The organism is Streptomyces sp. NPDC044704 (assembly GCF_056433525.1).
In genome coordinates, this window is sequence record NZ_JBWKGY010000028.1 from 43,432 (window position 1) to 68,383 (window position 24,952).

Here is a 24,952-nt window from a genome sequence, read left to right on the forward strand (position 1 = left end):
CGTACGACCGTGAAGGAGCACCCGTGCCGAAGCCGCCCGTACTCGAACCCGCCGCCCAGGCCTTCGCCGACGCCACCGGCCGGCCCCCCTTCCTCTACCAGATGCCCGTCGCGGACGGCCGCAAGGCCGTCGACGAGGTCCAGGGCGGCGAGGGCGTCGCCCTACCCGACGTCGACGAGGAATGGGTCACCGTCCCGGGCGGGCCCACCGGCGGGGTCCGGGCCCGGATCGTCCGCCCGCGCGGCGCGACGGGCCCCCTGCCCGTCGTCCTCTACGTCCACGGCGCCGGCTGGGTCTTCGGCAACGCCCACACCCACGACCGGCTCGTCCGCGAACTGGCCGTCGGCGCCGGCGCGGCCGTGGTCTTCCCCGAGTACGACCTCTCCCCCGAGGCGCGCTACCCCGTCGCCGTCGAGCAGAACTACGCCGTCGCCCGGTGGGTCGGCGAAGGGCACCACGCGGACCTCGACGGCACCCGCCTCGCCGTCGCCGGCGACTCGGTCGGCGGCAACATGAGCGCCGCCCTCACCCTCATGGCCAAGGAGCGCGGGGACGTGCGCTTCGCCCACCAGGTCCTCTTCTACCCGGTCACCGACGCCGCCTTCGACACCGACTCCTACCACCAGTTCGCCGAGGGCTACTTCCTGCGCCGCGAGGCCATGCAGTGGTTCTGGGACCAGTACACGACCGACGGGGCCGAGCGCGCCCGGATCACCGCCTCCCCGCTGCGCGCCACCACCGAGGAGCTCACCGGACTGCCCCCGGCCCTCGTCATCACCGCCGAGGCCGACGTCCTGCGCGACGAGGGCGAGGCGTACGCCGCCGCGCTCCGCGCCGCCGGTGTCCCGGTCACCGCCCTGCGCGTCCAGGGCGTCATCCACGACTTCGTCATGCTGAACGCGCTCCGCGAGACCCGGGGCGCCGAACTCGCCATCGGCCTGGCCGCCGACACCCTGCGCAAGGCCCTCGCCTAGGGAGGGCGCCGGGGTCCCGGGCTCGCGGCCGGCTCCGCGCCCGGGACACCCCGGCACCCCCGCACCGCGGCAATTTACTTGCCCTTTACCATCGGGTCGCGGATACTGTCCGTAACCACCAGCCCGGGCCGCCCACGGCCCGCCGAGCAGCGAACGGAGCGCAAGACCCGCAATGGGTGAACCTCCCAGTCCACGCCGTGCCACGTCCTGCCCGCAGCATCAGAGCCGGGAAGCGGGGGTGGCACGGTGACCGAAGTGCTGCTGCTCCTCCTTTCCCTGGCGCTGACCCTGGCGTGCGCGGTGTTCGTCGCCGCCGAGTTCTCCCTCACCACCGTCGAACGCAGCGAGCTCGAACGCGCCGTCGCGGCCGGTGAGCGCGGCGCCGAGAGCGCCCTGAAGGCCGCCAAGCGGCTCACGTTCCAGCTGTCCGGCGCCCAGCTGGGCATCACCGTGACCTCACTGGTGATCGGCATGCTCGCCGAGCCGTCCGTCTCCGCCCTGCTGCGCGGCCCGCTGGAAGCCGCCGGGCTGCCCGCCGGCGCGGTGTCGACCACCGCGACCCTGCTGGGCGTGGCCCTGTCGACCGTGGTGCTGATGGTCGTCGGCGAGCTGGTTCCGAAGAACTGGGCGATCTCCCGCCCGCTGGCCGTCGCGAAGGTCGTCGCGGGCCCGCAGCGCGGGTTCACCGCCGCCTTCGCCCCGCTGATCCGGCACCTGAACGACACCGCGAACCGGCTCGTACGCCGCTTCGGGCTGGAGCCCGCCGAGGAGCTCGCCTCCGCGCGGACGCCGGAGGAGCTGGTGGCGCTGGCCCGGCACTCCGCCCGCGAGGGCGCGATCGAGGCGGACTCGGCCGAACTGTTCGTGCGCACCCTGCACCTGGCCGAGCTGACCTCGGAGAACGTCATGACCCCGCGCATCGACGTCCAGGCGCTGGAGCTCCGCGCCACCGCGGCCGACGCCGCGAACCTGACGCTGGCCACCGGCCTGTCCCGGTTCCCCGTCTACCGCGACAGCCTCGACGAGGTCGTGGGCACCGTCCACATCCGTGACGTCCTCGACCTCGACGAGGACGAGCGGGCCCTGACGCCGGTGTCCGAGCTGATGACCTCGCCGCTGCTGGTGCCGCACTCGCTGCCCGTGGACGTCCTGCTCGGGCGGCTGCGCAAGGCCCGCACCATGGCCGTGGTGATCGACGAGTACGGCGGCACCGCCGGAGTGGTCACGGTCGAGGACATCGTGGAGGAGGTCGTGGGCGAGGTCCGCGACGAGCACGACCCGGTGGAGGTCCCCGACCTCATCGAGGGCCCCGAGCACGGCGGCCGCAAGGTGTGGGAGGCCGACGGGAGCGTCCGCGTCGACGAGCTGGAGGCGATCGGCTTCGCCGTTCCCGAAGGCCCCTACGAGACGCTGGCCGGCCTGGTCGCCACCCGCCTGGCCCGCATCCCCGTCGAGGGCGACACCGTCGCCGTCGACGGCTGGGAACTGACCGTCCTCGACATAGACCACCACCGCGCCGACCGGGTCACGGTCACCGCGCCCGCCGCCGCCGACGAGGCCGCCGGCTCCCAGGAGGAGCGCCGATGACCGCCGTCCAGCTGCTGATCGGCGCACTGACGCTGCTCACCAACGCCTTCTTCGTCGGCGCCGAGTTCGCCCTGATCTCGGTCCGCCGCAGCCAGATCGAACCGGCCGCCCTCAAGGGCAGCCGGCGCGCGAAGACGACCCTGTGGGCGCTGGAGCACATCTCCGCGATGATGGCCACCGCCCAGCTCGGCATCACCGTCTCCTCCCTGGTCCTCGGCGCGGTCGCCGAACCGGCCATCGCCCACCTGCTCGAACCCCCCTTCGAGGCCATCGGCGTGCCCGAGGCGCTGATCCACCCGATCGCGTTCGTCATCGCGCTCACCGCGGCGACGTACCTGCACATGCTGATCGGCGAGATGGTCCCGAAGAACATCGCGCTCGCGGCCCCCGCGCCGACCGCGCTGCTGCTGGGTCCCCCGCTGGTCGCCCTCACCAGGGCGCTGCGCCCGTTCGTGTTCGGCATCAACGCGTTCGCGAACGCGCTGCTGCGGCTGCTGAAGGTCGAACCGAAGGACGAGGTCGGCGCGGTCTTCACCGACGAGGAACTCGCCCGCCTGGTCAAGGACTCCAGCGCCGCCGGACTCCTCGGCGCCGAGGACGGCGAACGGCTGCGCGACGCCCTCGCGCTCGGCAAGCGGCCCGTCGGCGAGATCACCATCCCCCGCGCGGAGTTCGTGACCGTCCCGTTCGGGACCACCCCCCGCGGCCTGGAGCGCACCGCGGCCGACCACGGCTTCTCCCGGCTGGTCGTCACCGGCGCCCACGGCGAGATCATGGGCTTCCTGCACATCAAGGACGCCCTCGGCGTCGCCGACCGGACGGCGCCGTTCCCGCGCTCCGCCCTGCACACCGTCACCCGGGTCGGCAGCGGCACCCCGCTGGACGACACCATGAACGCCATGCGCGCCGCCGGAACCCACCTCGCCGCCGTCACCGGCGACGACGGGGCGGTCATCGGCTTCGTCACCATGGAGGACGTACTGGAGGAACTCGTCGGCGAAGCGTCCTGACGGCGCGGCGGCCCGTTCAGGGCTCGATCAGGGCTCGATCAGGCCGACGCGGATCGCGTACCGGGTCAGCTCCAGGCGGTCGCGCATGCCGAGCTTCTGGAGCAGGTTGGCCCGGTGCCGTTCCACCGTCTTGGCGCTGATGACGAGCAGGTCGCCGATCTCCTTCGAGGAGTGCCCCTCGGCGACCAGCTTGAGGATCTCCTCTTCCCGTTCGGTGATCGCCCGGGCGGGCAGCGGGTCCCCCTGGCGGGCGCGGTCGAGGTAGTTGCGGATCAGGGTCGTCTCCGCGCCGGGATAGATGAACGGCTCGTCGCGGATCGCCGCCCGGCAGGCCTCGACGAGGTCGCGGTCGGCGACGGACTTGGGGACGTAGCCGGCCGCTCCGGCCTTGAGGGCCTCGAAGAAGTACTGCTCGTTGTCGTACATGGTCAGGATGAGGATCCGCAGGCCCGGCCGCAGCCGGGACAGCTCGCGGGCGGCCTGGAGTCCGGTCATGCGGGGCATGGCGACGTCCAGTACGGCCAGGTCCACCTCGTGCGTCCGGGCCAGGGCGACGGCCTCGGCTCCGTCCCCGGCCTCGGCGACGACCGTCAGGTCGGGTTCGGAGTCGAGGATGAGGCGGACGCCGCGCCGTACGAGGGCGTGGTCGTCGGCCAGCAGGACCCGGGTCGGGGCCGGTCGCGGTGCGGTCATCGGTGGCTCTCCTCCGCCCCGCCGGTCGCGGGTACGTCCAGTCGTACGTCGGTGCCGCCGTGCGGGCCGGGGCCGAGGGCGAGGCCGGCCCCGATGAGCAGGGCCCGTTCGCGCATGCCCTGGATCCCGGCCCCTTCGGCGGCGAGGCGGATGCCGGTGCCGTCGTCGCGCACCAGGAGCCGGACGGCCCCGGCCGGCCGGTGGGAGAGCCGTACCTCGACCTCGCTCGCGCCCGCGTGCCGGGCGGCGTTGGTCAGCGCTTCCTGGGCGACCCGGTAGACGACCAGTTCGCGGGCCTCGTCCAGGGCGGGCAGGCCCGGCGCGATGTGGTGCCGGACGGTCAGCGACGGCGTGGTGAACTCGGCGGCGAGGGCCCGCAGGGCGCTGTGCAGGCCGAGCTCCTCCAGGACCCCGGGCCGCAGGCGGCGGGCGATGCGCCGGATCTCGTCCAGGCTCGTCCGGGTGGTCTCCTGGACCTGGCGGAGGTCCTCGCGCAGGGCCGCGGGTGCCCGGTCCGCGGTGTGCTTGAGCTGGAGGAGGACCGCGGTGAGGGTCTGGCCGACCTCGTCGTGGAGCTCCTGGGCGATGCGGTGGCGCTCGGCCTCCTGCGCGGAGAGCGCACGGGCGCTGCTGGTGGCGCGCTCCGACTCCAGACGGGCCAGCATCGCGTTGAACGAGGTGGTGAGCTCGGCCATCTCGCCGGGTCCCTCGACGGGGGCGCGGCTTCCCGGGCGCAGCAGGTCGACCGCCGCCATGGCGCGGGCCAGCCGGGCCAGCGGGGCGAGCGCGACGCGCAGCAGGACGGCGTTGGCGACGAGCATGGCCGCGAGCCCGACGCCCAGGACGATCGCCTCGCCCATCAGGACCGGGGTGGACACGGTGACCGGGCCGAGGAGCAGCAGGAGGGCCACCGCGAAGACGGCGGCGTTGAGCAGGAAGATCCGCCAGTACAGCGACATGACCGCGTTCTCCCCTCGTTCCGCGCGCCGGGTCCGGCCGTCGTTCTGCGTCGACGCTACCCGGGCCGTCCCCGCCGGCGCCCCACCGCAGCGGCTGTGACCTGCGGCGGGAGCCGCCCTTGCGGCCAGCCTGGCCTCCGGGGCGGCGCCTGTCCATCCGTGCCGGCACCCATGTCGGCCGGGCGGCGGAGCCGTCAGGCCGGGGGGCCGCCGTTCGTCGGCGGGTGGACGGGCCGCGCCGGTATCGCCGCGGCGGCGGGCGGGGCGGGCAGCGGCGGCAGCGACGGCTCGTACAGCCAGGCCGTGAACAGCTCGTCCACCGGCGCCTCCGCGTAGCGGGCGACGTGGGCGGTGAAGGCCGCGGTGGTCACCACGCCGTGGCGGTGCGCCGCGGTCCAGTCACGGAGCATGCGGAAGAACATGCCGTCGCCCAGGGCGCAGCGGATCGCGTGGACGGTGAGGCCGCCGCGCTCGTAGAGCCGGTCGTCGAACATCAGCTTGCGGCCCGGGTCGGCGAGCTTCAGGTCCTGGGCCCGCGAGGCCAGCACGCGGTGGGCGACGGCCGCCCGTTCGTGCGCGGTGTGGCCGCCGGAACGTTCCGACCAGAGCCATTCGGCGTACTTGGCGAGGCCCTCGTTCAGCCAGATGTGCCGCCAGTCGGCGACGGTCACGCTGTTGCCGAACCACTGGTGGGCGAGTTCGTGGGCGATGAGGCGCTCCGAGCCGCGCACGCCGTCCACGTGGTTGGCACCGAACAGGGACAGCCCCTGCGCCTCGACGGGGACGTCCAGTTCCTCGTCGGCGACGACCACCGCGTACTCCCCGAAGGGATAGGGCCCGAACAGTTCCTCGAAGAGCCGCATCATGGCGGGCTGGCGGGCGAAGTCGCGGGAGAACCGGGGCAGCAGGTGCGCCGGCACGTGGGCGCTCTGGGGAACGCCGTCGAGGCCGGGGTCGCCGAGGAGCACCGTCTGGTAGAGGCCGATGGACAGGCCGACGAGGTAGCTGGAGGTGGGCGCGGACTGCTCGTACACCCAGGTGGTGGTGCTGGCCCTGGTCGTGCGGGTCAGCAGCCGGCCGCCGGCCACGACCGTGTAGGCGGAGGGCGTGTTGACGGAGATGTGGTAGGAGGCCTTGTCGGCGGGCCGGTCGTTGCACGGGTACCAGGAGGGCGCGCCGACGGGCTGGCTGGCGACGAGCGCGCCGTCGGTCAGCTCCTCCCAGCCGAGGCCGCCCCAGGGGCTGCGCACGGGCTTGGGGTTGCCCGCCCAGTGCACGTCCACGGTGAAGGCGGCGCCGGCGGGCAGCGGCTTGGCGGGCCGCAGGCGGAGTTTCCCGCCGCGGTGGGTGTACTGCGGGGCCCGGCCGTTCACCAGGACCCGGCCGACCTTGAACTCGGCGAGGTCCAGGGCGAACTCGGTGAGCGGCGCCCGCCCGGCGATCGCGCTGATCCGGGCGGTGCCGGCCAGCCGGTTGGGGCCGGGCCGGTACTCCAGAGCGAGTTCGTACCGGTGCACGCGGTAACGGGGATCGCCGTTGGCCGGAAAGTACGGGTCGGTTGCCGCTGTCTTCTGGCCGTTCACTGCCGCTTCCGCTCCCTGCGCTGTGCTCGTACGACGTGCTGGTGTGCCGTGGCGGCGCCCGCCGGACCCGGCCGGCGCACGGGCCGCCGTACGGGCGTCAGGACCGCCACGCCTCGATCGGATTGCCCAGCCAGCGGGAGTCGGCGGGGACGGATTCCCCGGCCATCACGAGGGAGGCGGGACCCAGGGTGCTGCGGGCTCCGACCGTGCTCCCGGGCAGGACGATTCCGCCCGGGCCCAGGGTGGCGCCCTCGCGGAGGACCACAGTATCCGTCCTCAAGATCCGGTCGTGGAAGAGGTGCGTCTGCAACACACAGCCGCGGTTCACGCTGACCGCGTCGCCCAGGGTCACCAGGTCCGTCTCGGGCAGCCAGTAGCTCTCGCACCACACGCCCCGGCCGATCCGGGCCCCGAGGCCGCGCAGCCACAGGGTCATCAGGGGCGTGCCGGGTACGGATCCGGCCAGCCACGGCACGGCCAGCACCTCGACGAAGGTGTCGGCGAGTTCGTTGCGCCACACGAAACCGCTCCACAGCGGGTGCTCCCCCGTCCGGTGCCGTCCCACGAGCAGCCATTTGGCGGCCACGGCCGTCAGGCAGGCGGCCGCACCGGCGGCGAGCAGGACCGCTCCGGACAGCAGGGCGGCCGCCCAGGGGCCCGGTCCGGCGGTGATCAGCGCGCACAGCCCGGCGGCGGTCAGGACCGCCAGCGCGGCCGAGCAGAACACCGGGACGAGGCGGCACAGCTCCACCAGGCCGCGCGCCCAGAGCAGGCGGGCGGGCGGGTCGTAGGTCCGGCTCTGGTCGGCGGCCGCGGCGGACCGGGGCAGCCGGACCGGGGGCAGGCCCAGGTAGGAGCTGCCCTTCTTGGCCTTCTTCGGCGTGGCGGACAGCACGCCGACCAGCCCGTCGTCCGGGACCGTGCGGCCCGGCGCGGTCATCCCGGAGTTGCCGAGGAACGCCCGGCGGCCGATCTCGGAGTGGCCGATCCGCATCCAGCCGCCGCCCAGCTCGTAGGGCGCGGTCAGCGTGTCGTCGGCGAGGAACGCGCCCTCGCCGACGGTGGTGAGGCTGGGCAGGGCGAGCACGGTGGACACCTCCGCGCCCCGGCCGATCTTCATGCCGAGGAGGCGCAGCCAGACCGGGGTGATCAGTCCGGCGTACAGCGGGAAGAGGGTCTCCCGGGACAGGTCCATGAGCTGGGTGACGGTCCAGGCCTGCCAGCCGGTCCGGCTGTGCGTCGGATGGTTGCCGGTCCGCAGGCCGAGGCTGAGCAGGCGTACGGAGACCAGCAGGAGCAGCGCGTAGGCGAGCCCGAAGGCGAGCGCCCCGGGCACCACGGCGATGAGCGCGGCCCGTAGCGCCTGCCCGAGCCCGGCGTCGGCGGGCACGAACCGGCTCACCACCAGCAGGGCCGGCAGGGCGGCGGCCACGGGCAGGGCGGTGAGGCACAGCCCGCTCGCCCCGTACGCGGCACGCCAGTGCAGCCCGCGCGGCGGGCGGTGGCCGGGCCAGTTCCGCTTGGCCTTGCCGAGCTTGGCGGCGGGGGCCCCGGCCCAGCGCTGGCCGGTCGGCACCTGTCCGGCGACGGCGGAGCCGGGGGCCACCTCGGCCCGCTTGCCGACCCGTGCGCCGGGGAAGAGCATGCTGCGGGTCCCGACGACCGCCCCCGCACCGACCTTGACCGGGCCGATCTCCAGCCGGTCGCCGTCCAGCCAATACCCGGAGAGGTCCACCTCGGACTCGACGGCGCAGCCGCGGCCGAGTTTGAGCATGCCGGTGACCGGGGGCAGCGAGTGCAGGTCCACGTCGGGGCCGACCTTGGCGCCGAGGGCCCGCGCGTAGCGTTCCAGCCAGGATCCGCTGAGCGAGGTCGCGCCCGCGCACTCGGCCAGCCGCTCGGCCGTCCACAGCCTCAGGTGCACGCTGCCGCCGCGCGGGTGGCGCCCGGGCTTCACCCCGCGCAGCAGGAGCCGGGCACCGCCGGCGGCGATGGCGAGCCGGCCCGGCGGGCTGTAGAGCAGGGCCGCGCCGGCGGCGACGGACCACCACGAGGCGGTGGGTGCCCACGGGTAGGCCCCGAACCAGTGCAGGACGTTGCCCAGGGCCAGCAGCGCCACGGTCCAGCGCAGGCCCACCAGGGTGAACAGCGGGAGCAGCAGCAGCGTCTGGACCACCTGGGAGCGGAGCGGGACCGGGACGACGGTACGGGCGGCCCCGTCGTCCTGTACGGACTTCTCCAGGCGCCGGGCCAGCTTGCGCAGGGTGGGCTGCTGGTAGATGTCGAGGACGGCCGCGCTCGGGTAGCGGGTGCGCAGCCGGGTGGTGAGCTGGGCGGCGGCGAGGCTGTTGCCGCCGATCGCGAAGAAGTCGTCGGCGGCTCCGGTGACGGCCACGCCGAGGGTTTCGCTCCACTGCTCGGCGAGCCAGGCCTCGGTGCCGTACAGCTGCTCGGCGGGGCCGGTGGGTTCCGCGTCGGGCAGCGGCCAGGGCAGGGCGTCGCGGTCCACCTTGCCGGAGGTGCGGGTCGGCAGGGCCTCGACGGGCGCGAGGAGCGGTACGAGGGCCGCGGGCAGTTCGGCGCGCAGCCGCGTCACGGCCCCGGCGTGGTCCCAGCCCTCCTGGGTGACGAGGTAGCCGACGAGGAGCTGGTTGCCGCCGCGCGCGGTGCGGACGGCGGCGGCCGCTCCGGCGACGCCGGGCAGGGCCTGGAGCGCGGCGTCCACCTCGCCGAGTTCGATGCGGCGGCCGCCGAGCTTGATCTGCTCGTCGCCGCGGCCGAGGAAGACCAGCCCCTCCGGTTCGGCGCGGACGAGGTCGCCGCTGCGGTAGGCGCGCTCCCAGCCGAGGGATTCCAGCGGGGCGTACTTCTCGGCGTCCTTGGCCGGGTCGAGGTAGCGGGCGAGGCCGACGCCGCCGATCACCAGCTGGCCGCTGCCGCCCATGGGCACCGGCTCGCCGGACTCGTCGACGACGGCCAGTTCCCAGCCGTTCAGCGGCAGGCCGATCCGGATCGGTTCCTCGCCGGTCAGGAGCGAGGCGCAGGCGACGACGGTGGCCTCGGTGGGCCCGTACGTGTTCCAGACCTCGCGGCCCTCGGTGACCAGGCGCTGGGTCAGCTCGGGCGGGCAGGCCTCACCGCCGAAGATCAGCAGCCGGACCTCGTTGAGGGTTTCGGGCTCCCAGAGCGCGGCCAGGGTCGGCACGGTGGAGACCACGGTGATCTCCTGTTCCATCAGCCAGGGGCCGAGGTCGGCGCCGCTGCGGACCTGGGAGCGCGGGACGGGCACGAGGCAGGCGCCGTAGCGCCAGGCCAGCCACATCTCCTCGCAGGAGGCGTCGAAGGCGACGGACAGTCCGGCCATGACCCGGTCGCCGGGTCCGATCGGCTCCTCGGTGAGGAACAGGGCGGCCTCGGCGTCGACGAAGGCGGCGGCGCTGCGGTGGCTGACGGCCACGCCCTTGGGCTTGCCGGTGGAGCCGGAGGTGAAGATGATCCACGCGTCGTGCTCGGGGCCGGGCCGGGCGGCGGGGGCCCGGTCCCCGGCGCTCCCGGTGACGTCGACGCGCTGTCCGGCGCCCAGGACGGCCCGTACCGCGGCTTCACCGAAGACCAGCTCGGCCCGCTCGTCGGGGTCCTCGGCGTCGACGGGTACGTAGGCGGCGCCGGCGGCGAGGACGGCGAGGACGGACGCGTACAGCTCGTTGGTGCCGGACGGTACGCGGACGCCGACGCGGTCTCCGAGCCCCACCCCGGCGGCCGCGAGGGCGCGCCTGCGGCGCTCGACCTCGGCGGCCAGCGCCCGGTAGGTGAGGCGCGAAGTGCCGTCGTCCAGGGCGAGCTCGTCGGGGTAGGCCCGTACGGAGGCTTCGAAGACGTCGACGAGGGTGCGCGCCGGGGCGGCGGGTCCGGCCGTGAACCGGGCGGACTTGCCGTGTTCGCCAGGTTCGCCGGGGTTTTCCCGGGTGTCCCCGCCGTCGAGCAGAGTGATGTCACCGCGCTCAGGTGTGGCTGCCATCGGCCCTCGCGTCTACGTCCCCGGACGGTTCCGGGTCGCCGGCGGAGCCCGGGTCTGCCCGGGTTGTTCCGGTCCGGCGCCGAACAACCTGCCAGTGTAGTGCGACATCAAGGATTTTCCCGTTGAACCCTGGAGGGCGTGTCCGGGAACGGACGGTGTGCGCCGGCCCGCCGGCCGGTGGCCGGTCCCCCGGTCGGAGGCGGTCGACGTCCAGGAACTCAGAGGGGGTCGACGTCCAGGAACGCGGCCAGGGCCGGTTCCGGGGCGCCCGGGGTGCCGGGAGTGCCGGGGAGGGTCTGTTCCGCCCAGATGACCTTGCCCTCGGGGGTGTAGCGGGTACCCCAGTGCTCGCTGAGCTGCGCCACCAGGAACAGTCCGCGTCCGCCCTCGTCCGTGGTGGCCGCGTACCGCAGGTGGGGGGCGGTGTTGCTGCTGTCCCAGACCTCGCAGGTCAGGGTCTGGTCGTGCAGCAGCCGCACCCGCACGGGGGCGGCGCCGTGCCGCAGGGCGTTGGTGATCAGTTCGCTGAGGATCAGTTCGGTGGCGAAGGCGAGCTCCTCCAGGCCCCACTCGTCGAGCTTGCGGGCCGCCGCTCCGCGCAGGGCGCCGACCGCGCTCGGCTCGAAGGGCACCTCCCACTCCACGACCCGGTCCGGGCCGAGGATCCGGGTCCGGGCGATGAGCAGGGCCACGTCGTCGGTCGGCCGGTCGGGCAGCAGCCGGTCGAGCACCGCCCGGCAGCTCTCGTGGGGGTCCCGGTCGGGGTGGCTCAGGGCGCCGCGCAGCAGTTCCAGGCCTTCGGCGATGTCCCGGGTGCGTTCCTCGACGAGTCCGTCCGTGTACAGGACGAGCTGGCTGCCCTCCTTGAGGCGTACCTCGGCGGTCTCGAACGGCATGCCGCCCAGGCCCAGCGGGGGCCCGGCCGGAAGTTCCAGGATCTCCGTCGCCCCGTCCGGGGCGACGAGCAGGGGCGGCAGGTGCCCGGCGCGGGCCATGGTGCACAGCTGGGAGATCGGGTCGTAGATGGCGTAGAGGCAGGTCGCGCCCAGGACGCCGCCCTCCCCGCCGTCGCCGTCGCCGTCGTGGTCGATGCGCTGGACGAGGTCGTCGAGGCGGGCGAGGATCTCGTCGGGCGGCAGGTCGAGCGAGGAGAAGTTGTGCACCGCCGTGCGCAGCCGTCCCATGGTGGCGGCGGCGTGCAGGCCGTGTCCGACGACGTCCCCGACGACGAGGGCGACGCGGCTGCCGGGCAGCGGGATCACGTCGAACCAGTCGCCGCCGACCCCGGACTGGGCGGGCAGGTAGAAGTGGGCCACGTCCACGGCGCTCTGCTCGGGCAGGGCGCGCGGCAGCAGGCTGCGCTGGAGCGTTTCGGCGAGGGCGTGCTCGCGGGTGTAGCGGCGGGCGTTGTCCATGCTGACGGCCGCCCGGGCGACGAGTTCCTCCGCGAGGGACACCTCGTCCTCGTCGAAGGGCTCGGGCTTCTGCGAGCGCCAGAAGTTGACCACCCCGAGGACGACACCGCGGGCCCGGAGCGGGGCGGCGATGAGGGAGTGGATGCCGTACTCGACGATGGCCTGGGCGCGCGGCGGGTCCTGGGCGTGCCAGCCCGGGGCCTCGGCCAGGTCGGGGACCAGCTCGGCCCGGCCGGTGCCGTAGCCGCGGGCCTGCGGGGTGGACGGCAGGAAGTCGATCAGCCGGCCGCGGGGGTACAGGGGGTGGTCGGAGCGGATGCCGCTGACGGCGGTGCGCCGCATGTCGGCGCCCGGGCCGGGCTCGTCGCCGACGAGGACGGGGTCGGCCAGGTCGACGGTGACGTAGTCCGCGAAGCGGGGCACGGCGACGGCGGCGAGTTCCTCGGCCGTCCGTACGACGTCCAGGCTGGTGCCGATGTCGCCGCCCGCGTCGTAGAGCAGCTTGAGGCGTCGGCGGGCCGTTTCCGCGCGGCTGGTCAGGACCTGCATCTCGGTGGAGTCCCGGATGGTGACGGCGGTGCCCTCGGGCCTGCCCCGGGGGTGGGTGAGCCGCTGGTTGACGACGAGCAGCCGGTCGCCGCTCTCGATCACCTCGTCGGTGGCCACCCGGGCGGACAGGAGCAGGTCCGCCATCCGCCGGTCCAGTCCGGGCACCTCGCCGATGTGGCGGCCCTCGGCGTCCTCCGGCAGCCCGAGGAGGCGTTTGGCCTCGTCGTTGGCCAGCAGCAGCCGCCCGTCGCCGTCGGTGATGACGACGCCCTCGCGGACGGCGTGGAGCACCGCGTCGTGGTGCTCGTACATGCGGGTCATCTCCTGCGTGCCGAGCCCGTGGGTCTGGCGGCGCAGGCGCCGGCTGATCAGGGCCGTGCCGCCGGTGGCCAGGGCCAGGCCGGTCGCGATGGCGAGGAGGATGACGGGGAGCTGGCGGTCGACTACGCCGCTGACGTTCTTGACGGTCAGGCCCGCCGACACCAGGCCGACGACCTTGCCGTCGGGGCCGGTGACCGGCACGACGGCCTGGATCTCCTTGCCGAGGGGGCCCTGCACGCTCTCGGTGTGGACCTGACCGGCGAGGGAGGGCTCGATCGTGCCGACGAACCGTTTCCCGATGCGGTCGGGCTGGGGGTGGGTGTACCGGATGCCGTTGGTGTCCATCACCACGATGAAATCGACCCCGGCGGCCTTGCGGGTGCTCTCCGCGAGGGGTTGCAGGACGGTGCTGGGGTTGGAGGTACCCAGCGCCGCTTCGAGGCCGAGGGAGTGCGCGAAGGTCTGCGCGACGGAGACGGACCGGTTGCGCGCTTCCCGGTCGATGTCGTGCCGCGACTGCAGCACGAGCGCCAGCAGCGCTCCGGCAGCGAGCAAAACGACGATCGCCACCTGGAGGATGAATACCTGTCCGGCGACGCTCCTGAACCGGTTGCCTAGCAGTGACCGCACCGACGTGCCCGGCACGGGTGGCGGCGAAGAATGGTCACGAACCCAGTTGTAGCACTTCCGGCCGCCCGTGGCGCCCGAACGGCGCGTTCCGCGCCGCGGAGATCACCCTGCGTTCGGGCCGGCCGCCGCGGTCACGGTCGCCGGGGAGGTCGCCGGGGAGGTCGCCGGGGAGGTCGCGGGTGAGGTCGCCGGGGCGGAGGGGGCCTGCGGGGGCTGGGGGGTCTGCGAGGCCGGCGGGGTGCAGGTGACCTCGTCGCGCGGGGTGTAGTGGGTCTTGGTCTCCTCGCGCCGGACCTCCTTGCCGCCCTGGACGAAGACGCGGCCGACGGAGACGTCGAAGCCCTCCAGGGGGGTCTGCACCTCGCAGGCGGGGCCGCTGCCCTCGATCTTCGCGGGCGGGGTGACGTTCGTGCGGGGCCCCTTGGTGGCGCGGACCTCGTCGTACTTCTTCGTGCCGAGGAGGGTGATGGTCAGCGAGGTCTCGGTGGACTGCGCCCGGACGTACACGGCGTGGCCGGTGTCGTTGATCCACCGCAGGTCGAGGCTGCCCCAGGCGACGGTGGCCTCCCGGCCCTCGGGGTAGCGCTCGATGTAGAAGGAGTGCGCGCCGTGCTCGACGGTCTTGACCCCGGCGAAGAAGGCGGCGTTGTACATGGTGGTGGCCACGGCGGAGACGCCGCCGCCCGGGGACTTCACGTACCGGCCGTCGTTGATCATGATCCCGTCGACGAAGCCGTTCTCCGGGGTGCGCTCGCCGACCGTCCGGTTGAAGCTCCACTCCTTGCCCGGCATGACGAGGGAGCCGTTGATCAGTTCCACGGCGCGGCTGATGTTGGTGGTGCGGTACGGGGCCGCCGGGAAGGACACCGTGAAGGAGGAGAGCTTCTCCTTGATGCCGAGCCGCACGGCCTCGGCGCTCGTGAGGTCCGGCTGGACGGCGACGGTGTCGACCTCGGCGGTGCGGGCCGCGCCCGTGCGGGTCAGGAGGGGCAGGACGGCCTTGCCGAGCGCGGCGTCGGTGACCTGCTGCCCCGTACGGCCCTGGTCGGCGACGACGACGCTGCCGTCGGCGGCGACGGCGAACGAGGCGTCGCGCGGGCTCTCGGTGGCCGCCCGGACGGGGCGGGCCACGGCGGGGTCGGCGAGGAGGCCCTTGGAGTCGAGGGCCGGGACGAGGCGGCCCTGGCCGTCGGGGTTCATCTTGAGGTGGGCGCCGAGGACGGCGGTGCTTATGGGTATGCGGGTGCCGGCCACGGTGAGGGTGACGGGGCCCGACATCGCGGGCCGCGCGAACTCGCGCAGGGCCCGTCCGGTCTCCTCGGCCCCGACCTTCGGCGGGGTCTGCTCGACCGGCATCACGACGGGGCCGGCCGCGGGCCGCAGGTAGGCGGCGCGGAGGGTGTCCAGGGCCCGGTCCTCGACGAGGTCGATTCCGTGGAGCGGGGTGACGGCCTTGGCCGTGCCCTTCTCGAAGGCGATCTTCCCGTCGCGGACCTGCTGGCGGGTGCTCTCGTCCATGCGGTCGAGGGCGGCCCGGGCGGTGCCCTCGTCCAGCCGGACCACGGGTTCGAGGTCCCGCTCGGCGCCGGAGGCGAAGAGCCCGCCGATGACGGTGGTGGGGGCGTAGCCGGTGCGGACGGCGGCGTCCACGGTGGCGCCGGTGTCCAGGGACAGGCCGAGGGCGGCGGGGTCGGCCTTCTCGACGCGGTCGCCGATCTTCATCGCGACGGGGGCGGCGGCGAGGGGGCCCAGTTCCCGGTCCAGGGTCCGCCGGGCCTGCTCGCGGCTCATGCCGCCGATGTCGACGCCGTGGACACGGGTGCCCTGGTCGACGTCGCCGCCGGTCACGAGCCCGGTGACGTAGAGGCCGCCCAGTCCGAGTACGACGGCGCCGCCCGCCACCGGAAGGGCGATCCGCCAGTTGACCGTCCTGTTGCCCGCGCCTCGCATGTGTCTCCCTGTGGCGCCGCCGGTCGAGGGGCGGCGCGGGCCGCGACAGCAGCCCGTAGATGACGATTCCGGACATCCAGGATCACCCCAAAACGGACGCTAAAGGGGCGAATGTAATTGTTGTCACGAAACCGGGGCGGGCTCCGGGGCCCGGCCGGGGAGGCCCCCAGGGGTACCCGCCAGGGGTACCCGGCGGGCGTGCCCACGGGGGGTGTCCCCGGCCGGCGCCGCGCCTTTCCGGGAAATCCGTCCGAAAGCTCCCGGCGCCTCCGTCAACCTCCTTATAATTCCGAGGCATTGAGGGGGGTGCGCATGTCCCGAGTCGTGATGTGCCATGGCATCGGCTACCAGTACAAACACCGCGAGACCGAGCTCACCAAGTGGTACGAGGCCCTGCGCGAGGGCATGACCGACACCACGGTGGCGGTGCCCGCCCCGGAGCACGTGTCGGCGGTGTACTACGGCAACTGCTACCGGACCCTCGGGAGCAAGAGCGCCGACACCGGCGAGGACGAGTTCGCCGACGTCCCGCCGCTGCGGATCGGGGACGTACGGGATCCGCTGGAGCACGCACTGCTGGAGGCGTTCGCCGAGGGCCTCGGCGCACCCCCCTCGGGCACCAAGGGCATCACCCAGGCGGCACTGCGGCGCCTGGAGGCCTCCCCGGCTCTGGGACTGCCGCCGGGCCGCCTGGTGATCTGGCTCGTGCGCCAGGTGCGCCGCTACCTCGACCCGCGGGACACGGTCCGCTCCTGCGCGCAGGAGCGCTTCGCGCGCGTGGTCACCCCCGACACCCGGGTCGTCGTCGCGCACTCCCTCGGCTCGGTCGTCGCGTACGAGGCGCTCTGCGCCCACCCCGAGTGGAACGTGGACACCTTCATCACCCTGGGTTCGCCGCTGGGCATCGGCGCGATCCGCGAGCGCCTGGTGCACGGGGCGGACGCCGACGGCAATCCCACGGGTCCGCAGGTGGCCCGCTGGATCAACGTGGCGGCCGACGAGGACCCCGTCGCGCTGGTGAAGAAGCTGGGCACGGTCTTCGGGGACCGGGTGGAGGACCGGCTCGTCGTCAACGCGGGACTGAGCCGGTTCGTGTTCGGCGGGCACTCCCTGCTGCGCTACCTCACCACGAGCGAGGTCGCCGAGGGAGTCGCCGATGCCCTACGGCACGACTGACGGCGGCGTCCGCCGGTCGGGAAGGGTCGCGCTCGTCTCCGGGACCGGCGAGTTCGGGAAGGGCTTCGACAGGCTGTGGCACGTGCGGGACGAAGTGCGCCTGATGCGTACCGTGCTCGCGGCGACCGCGGACCTGACGATCCACCCCGCCTCCCGGCTGAACCCCAGCGTCCAGGAACTGAAGGACAGCCTGGAGGAGGCCCTCGCGGGCTCCGGCGGCGTGCCTCCCGACGTCCTGGTCTTCTCCTACTCGAGCCACGGCGTCCTCGGAGCCGAGACCGAACTACGGCTCGCCGCGGCCGACAGCCGGCACGGAGAGTGGTCCACCATGCTCGACGCCGGCGACCTGGTGTCGCTGGTCCTGCGCGACGAGGCGCACAGCCCCCGGGAAATCGTCGTCCTGCTGGACTGCTGCTACGCGGGCACCGCGGTCAACGCCTTCAAGAAGGTGCTCGCCCAGCGCGAAGCCCTGGGCGAGTGGATCCCCGTGCTGACCGTCATCGGCGCCACCGAACGGAACGTGACGGCGCCGCAACTGCACTTCGCGGACTCCTTCGCCTCGACACTCAGCAACCCGCCCGCCGACCAGAGCCGCGAGTTCCTCCCCACGAAAGACCTGTTCGAGGAGCTCAAGCGCAGGATGCTGCGGCTGGAGCAGCCGCTGACGCCCGTCAACCGGAACCCGGACGAGGGCGAGACCCGCGCCTTCCGCAACCCCCTGTACGAATCGCGCACGGTGCGCAGGCCGCAGGAAGCCACCCCGCAGAGCGGCTGGGCCTTCTGCGGACGGGCCAAGGCCGCCGCCGACCTCGTCGCGTACCTCACCTCACAGGCCCCGCCGGGCGGCCTCGCCGTGACCGGCGCCGAAGGCTCCGGCAAGTCGGTCCTGCTCGACTGGATCCACACCGGGGCCCGGGACGATCCGCTGCCGGCCGGCCCCGGGGCTCCCGCCGCGGTCCCGCGCGACTGCGTCGACCTGCTGGTGGACGTCAGGGGCCTGGAGACGCGTGACGCGGCACGCAAACTCGCCGCCCACTACGGGACCGGTACCGGATCCGACGTACCGGCACTCGTGGACGCCCTCGCGAACCGGGCGGGGTCCACGGCCGTCCTCGTCGACTCCGTCGACGCCTGCATGGACCCCGACACCCTGTACGCGACGCTCCTCGCCCCCCTCGCCGCCCTCCCGCGGGTCCGCCTGGTCATGGCCTGCAAGGAGGTCCCGGCCGGTTTCCCGGGGCGGCTCATCGCCCTGGACGGCCCGGAGTTCACCGGGCCCGGTGACATCGCGGGCTTCGTCCGGCACGTCCTGTGCCACCGCAAGGGGTCCCGCTGGCACCCCACGCAGGACGAGCGGCTCGCCGAGGTCGCCGGCACAGTCGCGAAGATCTCCGCGGGCTCCTGGCTGCGCGCCTACCTCTTCTCCGTGAACCTCAGCCCGCTCGATCCGGCCGAGGCACACGTCGACGCGGAACGCACCATCGCCGACCTGTTCTTCCAGAAGCTGGAAACCCTCGACGACGACCCGCGGTGGGCCCGGGACCTGCTCCTGCCCGTGGCCCTCGCCCAGGGCACCGGTCTGCCGGCCGACGGACGGCTGTGGGCCGCCGTCGTCCGGGAACTCGGCAGAGAGTCGCCTGGCACGACCGAGGTCGAGCGGGTACAGAGAGAGGCCAGCGAATTCCTCGCTCCCCCGGAGGAAGAGATGCACGGCGCCGGTTGGCGATTCGAACGTGCGCCCAATGCCGCGGCCCTCGCACGGGCGTCCGACGCGGAGGCGGGACACGCCGCCTTCGTGCGGGCCATGTACGAGGGCCTGCCCGCACGCGGGCGCGGGGGCAGGGACTGGACGGCCGCCGACCGTTACACCCGCAGCCACTTCGCCCACCACGCGCGGCTCGCCGGGGTCCTCGACACCTTTCTCGACGACCCCGAGTTCCTCCTCGCGATGGACGCGGAAACCCTGCGACGGGCACTGAACCTGTCCCTGCTCGGCGCCCACGACAAGGCGAGCAGGGTCCACTCACTGTGCGAACAACTGCACGCGTCCCCGCTGCGCGACGGGCACACCCTGTCCCGGCTGGCCCTCCTGGCACAGGTGCACGGACTGGACGAACTCGCGCGGCGGGCCGGCGAGTCGAGTTCCGGCTGGGTGCCCTCGCTGCTGGCCCGGAAGAGGCACCCGACCGCGGTGTTCTTCGCGCGGGACGGCCGCCCCCTCGTCGTCGCCGACGGGGACGTCCTCCACCGCGAGGTGGGCGACCGTCCCGCCACCTCCTGGTCGCGGCTGGAAACGGACCTGCGGGAGGAACGGGTGACCGCGGCCTCGGTCATCAGCCTGCCGCAGGGCGAGTGCGTGTTCGCCGGGGAGATCGACGGACGGGCCTGGATCCAGGGGCTCGACAACCGCGACGCCCACATCGAGATCGCCGGCCTCGACCTGCGCTGCGAACTGGTCGCCTGCCTCCAGGCCGGCGCGGGCCTGCTCGTCGCCGGCACCGACGGCTGGCAGTGGCGGGAGAACCGCGTCACCGGACCGGTGGTCCCGGCGGTCGGACTCCGGCTCGGCGGAGCCGCCGCGGCCGTCTGCGAAGGAGGCACCCTCGTCGCGGGCCGGACCGCGCGGAACGTCAGCGTGTGGAGGTCGGACGGAGTGGCCCTGCGCACCTTCACGCCGCCCCAGCGCAAGGGCCTGACCGCCATCGCCGCCGACGCCCGCCACGTCCACACCGGGGCGGGCGACGGCACCGTGTGGAGCACCCCGTGGCGCGGCGGCGAGGGACACAGGGTCACCACGCACAAGGGCCGGGTCGCCGAGGTCAGGGTGGGACGGGGCCGGAACGGCCCGGTCCTGGTGAGCACGGGGCAGGAGGGCGACGTCCGGATCACTCCACTGGACGACACCACGGATGCCCCGTGGGGCGTGAACCTCGGCCTGGGGACCGACTCGGCGGACATCGACGCCCGGGGCGGACTGCTCGTGGGCACCGAAGCCGGAGTCGTACGGATCGACTGGAAGAACGACGGCGCGACGCGCCAGACAGACGAGGAGAACAGGTGACGGTCCAGGAACCCGCTCCGCGCAGTGCTCGTGGTGACGCCACGGCGTACGAACTCCGGATGGCGCTGCACGCGCTGGCGCGTGCCGTCGACGATCCGGAGACAGCGGATCCGGCCCGGACCGAGAAGCTGCTGCGCCGGGTCCTCGACAGCGGCCTGCGCAGCGTCCGTAGGGGCCCGCTGCCCATGCGCCCCTTCGCCTACCAGGAGGCCGACCGGCCCATCGGTCCGGGCGCGCTCCTGGCCGAGTACCTCGATCCCGGTACCACCCCGCTCGCGCCGCTCGTCAAACTCCTGGACCCCGTACTCCTCGACGAGCTGGCCGGGCTGTGCACGGCAGCCGAGGAGCACGCCGCGGACGCCGGGGCGGTCACCTACCCCGGCCCGCCCGGCCCGGACGCGGTCCCGCTGCCGCTGGAGCCGGTCGCCGACTGGTCGGCGATCGCCTGGGCCGGCGCGGTCTTCGGCGCCGAACGGGCCGAGCACACCGAACCGGGACGGAACACGGTCCGGCCCGCCTGGAGCGCCCTGACCCCGTCCGCCACCGCCGAGACGCGCCGCGCCCTGGACCTCGCGCGCAAGCTCGTCTCCGACATGGGGCGGGAACAGCCGCCCCGGATCACCGTGGACCTCGACCTGGACGGGGTACACGGCCCGTCGGCCGTCGCCGCGCGCGGCTGCGCCGCCTCGCTCGCCCTCGCCTACCTCGCCGTGGAAGCCGGCCTGCCGGGCCCCGCCGAGCTGGGCGTCCTGCCGCTGGCGGGCTGCGCGGAGGACGGCACGTGGACCCCGTACGCCCCCCTGGGGCAGGTCCTGGAAGCCGCCGCCCGAGAGGGACTCCGCTGCCTGTGGCGCGACGAGACCGGCTGGCGCCTCCAGGACGACGGGGAGCACCGTGCGCACGCCGACCCGTCCCTGGCGGGGGCGGCACGGCTGCTGTGGGGGCCGAGCTGGGAGGAGGTCCGCGGGCACTGGGCCCGCGAGACGCTGGACGCCCACGACTGGCGCGTCCTGCACCCGGATCCCGGGCCCGTGCCGGAGGGCGGCGACTGGCTGCACGGGGACGGGGCTCCGCTCGTCGCCCTGGACCTGGTCGACGAGCTCACCGAACGGTTCGGGGACTGGCCGCACTCCCGCGTCATCCAGTCGGGGTTCCGCAACAGCGGGAAGACCGTGTGCGCCCGGCAGGTGGTCTCCCGGCTGGAGGCGAAGGGGTGGCGGACGGTCGTCCTCGCACCCCGCAGCCGGCAGCTGCCCCCCGCCGACGCGCTGCCCGCCCTGGTCAAGGCGGCGCTGTGGGCGACGGGGAGCGAGGACGCCGCCCGCACCCTGGTCGTACTGGAGGACCTGCACGCCCTGGAGGACGGGGACATCGGGCAGGCCCTGGCCTCATTGGGCGACCTCAAGATCGCCGTCCTGGCCCTGACCCGGTACGTCGACGGCGCCGCCACGGACTGGGACAGCCACGGCATCACCACCCACCTGACGCAGGTCACGCCGGAGGAACTGCGGGCCCTGGCCCAGCGCCTGGTGGGTGAACACCCCGACGCGTACGCGGCGGAGGACGACCGCCACCTCGAACGCGCCGTCGACGCCTGCCACAGCGACCTGCGGGTGCTGACCGACCTCCTGCTCCGCGACGGGCACGGCCCCGACGAGCAGGGCGGCCCGGAGGGGCGGCTGCGCCGGCAGGCCGCGCGGGTCCGTACGACGCTGGACGCGGAGGGCGTGGCCGCCGTGTGCCGGATCGCCGCCGTGTCGGTCCTCGACGAAGGGGTACCGGAGTCCCACGTGGACGGGCTGCCCGTACCGGCCCGGCAGGCACTCGGCATCGCCGTGCGCGACGGGGTGGCGACCATCGACAGCGAGGTCCGGGCCCAGGCCATCCTCGCCGAGTTCAGCCCGGACGGTGCGTCCGGACTCCTCGTCCACACCGAGGAGTACCTGCTGCGGCTGCTCGCCGAGGACGGGCACGAGCGGGTACGGGCGCTGCTCGCCCACTGCGCCGCCTACGACTCCGGCCGCCTGGAGGACCTCCTCGAACGGCCGGCCCTGCGCTCCGCGATCGTGGCGTGGGCGGCCCGCGCGCACCCTCCGACGGCCCTGCGGCTGCTGCGGCTGTGCGGGGAGCACAGCGAGGCCGGGTGGATCACCGCGACCCTGCCCACGGTCGTCAGCAGGGTCCGCGACACACTGGCCCTGTCCGTGGGGGACCTGACGACCGCGCTGCTCCTGCTGTGGGACCACCAGTACGCGCTCGACGGGCACCCCGTGACGCGTGAGCTCCTCGAATGGATCGGCGGCGCCCCCGAAGGGGGCATGGACGCGGTGCTGGCCCGGCCGTCCACGCTGTCGCAGCGCTTCGGGTTCGTCCGCGCGCTGCTGCGGCTGTCGGGGAACGACACCGTCGCCACCGACACCGTGTGCGGCTGGGCGGAGACCCGCGCCGAGGAACTCGTCCGGGGCGCCAGCGTCGGCAGCCACCACGACCTGGTCCACGTACGTCGGATGGACGACCTGCTGTACTGGTGGTCCCGGGAGGCCCGGGGGGCGACGGAGGCCCCGCGCGACGGCCGCAAGACGCTGCGGCCCCTGGAGAAGCCCGCGCAGCGGCTCCTGGAGGAACACCCGACGTCGCAGACTCCGCTGGCGGCCGTCCTGTCGTGGATGTCCCTGCGGCTGTACTACGACGGCGACGCCGACTGGGACAAGCTGATCCGCAGCCACGAGAGGCAGATCCGCGCGGGCATCGCCCGCGCCGACGCCATCCAGATCAGCAGCGCCCTGGCGGACCTGGCGAAGACCAACCGGGGGCTGTGCACCCGGCTGCTGAACACCCTCGAACTCGCCCGGCCCCTCGTGTCGATCCTCAAGAAGGCCTCCCCCGCCGAGGCGTCGATCCTCATCGCGACGGTGCGCAACATCCACGGAGCCACGGTCAAGTCCCTGCTGTACAGCAACCCGCGCGGTGCGCACGAGAGTCCGAAGGCGGACGTCGCCCTGGCCCGGGAACTCGTCCGCGGGATCCGCCGGCATCGCGACGCACGGGGCGCGGGCATGCTGCTGACCAGCGTGAGCCTGGCCGACGACCTCTACTGCGACACCCGCGAGGGGTTCGGCTACCGGCTGGCCTGCGAGATCGGCCCGGAGCTGGCCAGGGACCTGCTGGAGAGCGAACGGCGGCGGCCGGCGATCGTCTACCACTTCCTGCGCGGACTGTGGGAGGCGGGCGCCGACTACCGCGAGGACCTGGAGGAACAGGCCCTGCAGCTGGTCGTCTCCAGCATCCGGGCGCAGCGCGGCGCGGCCCGGCCGTGGGGGCCGCGGCTGGCGATGCTGCTGATCGAGGACGACTACTTCGGGCAGGAGTTCCTGCGCCGGCTGGCCGAGCGGATCGACCCGCAGATGCTGTGCGACCGCATGCTCAACCCCCGGCTCGATCCGCAGAGCATGGTGTACACCCACCGGCTTGGGCTGGCGATCGATCCGGACATCGGCAAGGAGTACGCGCGGCGCGTCAAGCTGGACCTCAACATCCGGGGTCAGCTGGCGACGAGCCCCTCCCACCTCGCCCAGAAGCTCCAGGTGACGGCGAACACCCTGCGGGCGGGCGGCCGGCCCGACGCGACGCTCCTGGTCCTGAAGCAGTTCCGCCGGGAGGCTCCGGAGTGGGACTGGACCCAGAAGATCCGCAAGATCGGCAGGAGCGGGGCGTTCACCGACGCGGTGAACACCCTGCGCGGCCTCGATCCCGGTGAGGCGAGCGGCACCGTCGCCAAGCTGACCGCGGGTGAGGACCCCCGGCTCAGCCCCGTCCAGGACCTGCTGGCGCGCAGCGTGGTGAATCCGGCGCTGACGGCCGACCTGCTGGTGGCCGTGGAACGCTGCGTTCCAGGAGGGGGCAAGAAGGCCCTGGAGCACTTGCGTGACCGGCCCAACCGGTGGCGGATCTTCACGGAGGGCCTCACCTACGAGCAGGACCCCATCCAGCAGGGGAACATCGGGCGGATGCTCGCACCGTTGGGGGTGATGCCGCGGCAGGAGACGACGGGCTGGATGCGGACCCTGGTGTTCAACCGCTGGGCCAGCACCCTGCCCTCGATGGCGGGTCCGATGGCCATCTCGGCGATGCTGAGGCTCAGTCACATCTGGCAGCCGCAGTGGGGGGAGCAGCTGGCCGCGTGCGTCGACGAGCGCAAACTGCTGCGCCGGCTGGACCTGGGGATGCGGCCCGACCTGCGGAACCTGCCCGGGCTGATCAACGTCCTGCGGCTGACCGGGCGGGACGACGTCGTGGAGTCCGTCGTCCACCGCCTGACCTCCTTCGAACCGCGGCTCTTCGCCGAGGCGCTGGGGCTCAAGCAGGGGGCCGAACTGCTCCGGGCCCTGCGGCAGGCCGACGCCGACCCGGGGTTCTTCGCCCCGGCGTTCGGGCAGCTGCTGACGAGGGTGGTGGGCCGTCCGCTGGTGACGGACGCCGAGAAGCACTGGATCTCCATCGGCTGGGCCGCGCAGATGCTCCGGGACGTGGGCTTCGAGGGGCACGTCACGACCGCCCGGCCCGTACTGGAACCCCAGTACGTGCCCTTCGGCGCGTACGTCGCCTGGGCCGCGACCTGGCTGCCGGCGAGCGACTGGAGCACGGCGGCCCTGCCGGAGGCGCTGGACGCCTTCGAGCGGGGCGGCGACTCCGCCTGGCACCCCCGGGCGACGGCGATGGCCCTGGTGGCGGCGGCCCGCGCCGGCCGGCTGGCCGGGACGGAGGCCCTGGACTCGCACTGGTGGGCCGCGACGGAGGCCGGTCCCTCCCTGCTGACCCTGCTGTGCCGGGAGGCGGAGGGCACCCCCGCGATCGCCGCGTACCTGCGCACGCCGAGGGTGGCCGCCGCCCTGCGGGCCAAGGTGGCCCAGGCGGGGGCGACGACGTGGTTCTGCCACCGGGAGCTGTCGGCGCTGGTGGGGCGTCTGTGCCCGCCCGCCCCGCCCCGTCCGGCGCGGCCCGTGGGCACGCTGGACGTGTGAACCGG

Annotated in this window: 12 protein-coding genes; 6 read left to right on the forward strand and 6 right to left on the reverse strand. The window is 73.9% G+C overall.

Annotated features, from left to right (window positions below; all coding sequences use genetic code 11):
- Positions 1 to 23 precede the first annotated feature (23 nt).
- The 3 genes from AC07B0_RS37005 (at position 24) to AC07B0_RS37015 (ending at position 3,571) form a co-directional block, all read left to right on the forward strand.
- Positions 24 to 974 (forward strand): alpha/beta hydrolase, encoded by a 951-nt coding sequence (locus tag AC07B0_RS37005; RefSeq protein ID WP_469383545.1) that lies wholly within the window; start codon positions 24 to 26, stop codon positions 972 to 974.
- 246 nt (positions 975 to 1,220) lie between these two features.
- Positions 1,221 to 2,561 carry a hemolysin family protein gene (locus AC07B0_RS37010; RefSeq protein ID WP_478900156.1) on the forward strand — a complete coding sequence of 447 codons (1,341 nt, stop codon included), beginning with the start codon at positions 1,221 to 1,223 and terminating at the stop codon, positions 2,559 to 2,561.
- Positions 2,558 to 3,571, forward strand: a complete 1,014-nt coding sequence (locus AC07B0_RS37015) for a hemolysin family protein (protein ID WP_356879918.1) — start codon at positions 2,558 to 2,560, stop codon at positions 3,569 to 3,571. The genes AC07B0_RS37010 and AC07B0_RS37015 overlap by 4 nt, the downstream gene beginning before the upstream one ends.
- Before the next feature lie 27 nt (positions 3,572 to 3,598).
- On the opposite strand, the gene AC07B0_RS37020 is transcribed toward AC07B0_RS37015, so the two are convergent.
- From AC07B0_RS37020 to AC07B0_RS37045, 6 genes are all read right to left on the reverse strand, one after another.
- Positions 3,599 to 4,264 carry a response regulator transcription factor gene (locus AC07B0_RS37020; protein ID WP_356879920.1) on the reverse strand — a complete coding sequence of 222 codons (666 nt, stop codon included), beginning with the start codon at positions 4,262 to 4,264 and terminating at the stop codon, positions 3,599 to 3,601.
- Positions 4,261 to 5,223 carry a sensor histidine kinase gene (locus AC07B0_RS37025; RefSeq protein WP_356879922.1) on the reverse strand — a complete coding sequence of 321 codons (963 nt, stop codon included), beginning with the start codon at positions 5,221 to 5,223 and terminating at the stop codon, positions 4,261 to 4,263. The genes AC07B0_RS37020 and AC07B0_RS37025 overlap by 4 nt, the downstream gene beginning before the upstream one ends.
- 194 nt (positions 5,224 to 5,417) lie before the next feature.
- A complete protein-coding gene (locus AC07B0_RS37030) occupies positions 5,418 to 6,806 on the reverse strand; it encodes a M1 family metallopeptidase (RefSeq protein WP_467299518.1) in 1,389 nt (462 codons plus the stop codon).
- A gap of 97 nt (positions 6,807 to 6,903) precedes the next feature.
- Positions 6,904 to 10,824, reverse strand: a complete 3,921-nt coding sequence (locus AC07B0_RS37035; protein ID WP_478900158.1) for a Pls/PosA family non-ribosomal peptide synthetase — start codon at positions 10,822 to 10,824, stop codon at positions 6,904 to 6,906.
- 218 nt (positions 10,825 to 11,042) lie between these two features.
- Complete coding sequence (locus AC07B0_RS37040; protein ID WP_356879946.1) at positions 11,043 to 13,688, reverse strand: SpoIIE family protein phosphatase; 2,646 nt, start codon at positions 13,686 to 13,688, stop codon at positions 11,043 to 11,045.
- A 153-nt stretch (positions 13,689 to 13,841) separates the two neighbouring features.
- Positions 13,842 to 15,689 carry a VanW family protein gene (locus AC07B0_RS37045; RefSeq protein WP_478900160.1) on the reverse strand — a complete coding sequence of 616 codons (1,848 nt, stop codon included), beginning with the start codon at positions 15,687 to 15,689 and terminating at the stop codon, positions 13,842 to 13,844.
- A 312-nt stretch (positions 15,690 to 16,001) separates the two neighbouring features.
- Between AC07B0_RS37045 and AC07B0_RS37050 the strand changes: the two genes are divergently transcribed.
- Genes AC07B0_RS37050 through AC07B0_RS37060 form a run of 3 tightly spaced genes read left to right on the forward strand, consistent with a single transcriptional unit; the run spans position 16,002 to position 24,947 of the window.
- Positions 16,002 to 16,865, forward strand: a complete 864-nt coding sequence (locus tag AC07B0_RS37050; RefSeq protein WP_478900162.1) for a hypothetical protein — start codon at positions 16,002 to 16,004, stop codon at positions 16,863 to 16,865.
- On the forward strand, positions 16,846 to 19,926 hold the full coding sequence (locus AC07B0_RS37055) for a hypothetical protein (protein WP_478900164.1): 3,081 nt from the start codon (positions 16,846 to 16,848) through the stop codon (positions 19,924 to 19,926). Before AC07B0_RS37050 ends, AC07B0_RS37055 begins: the two co-directional genes overlap by 20 nt.
- Positions 19,923 to 24,947 carry a hypothetical protein gene (locus AC07B0_RS37060; RefSeq protein WP_478900166.1) on the forward strand — a complete coding sequence of 1,675 codons (5,025 nt, stop codon included), beginning with the start codon at positions 19,923 to 19,925 and terminating at the stop codon, positions 24,945 to 24,947. The genes AC07B0_RS37055 and AC07B0_RS37060 overlap by 4 nt, the downstream gene beginning before the upstream one ends.
- Positions 24,948 to 24,952 lie beyond the last annotated feature (5 nt).

Excerpts from the sequence above, each read along its gene's own strand:
- AC07B0_RS37055 (WP_478900164.1), top strand. The coding sequence starts at position 16,846 with ATGCCCTACGGCACGACTGACGGCGGCGTCCGCCGGTCGGGAAGGGTC.
- AC07B0_RS37045 (WP_478900160.1), bottom strand. The coding sequence starts at position 15,689 with ATGCGAGGCGCGGGCAACAGGACGGTCAACTGGCGGATCGCCCTTCCG.
- AC07B0_RS37025 (WP_356879922.1), bottom strand. The coding sequence starts at position 5,223 with ATGTCGCTGTACTGGCGGATCTTCCTGCTCAACGCCGCCGTCTTCGCG.
- AC07B0_RS37020 (WP_356879920.1), bottom strand. The coding sequence starts at position 4,264 with ATGACCGCACCGCGACCGGCCCCGACCCGGGTCCTGCTGGCCGACGAC.
- AC07B0_RS37035 (WP_478900158.1), bottom strand. The coding sequence starts at position 10,824 with ATGGCAGCCACACCTGAGCGCGGTGACATCACTCTGCTCGACGGCGGG.
- AC07B0_RS37050 (WP_478900162.1), top strand. The coding sequence starts at position 16,002 with ATGTCCCGAGTCGTGATGTGCCATGGCATCGGCTACCAGTACAAACAC.
- AC07B0_RS37015 (WP_356879918.1), top strand. The coding sequence starts at position 2,558 with ATGACCGCCGTCCAGCTGCTGATCGGCGCACTGACGCTGCTCACCAAC.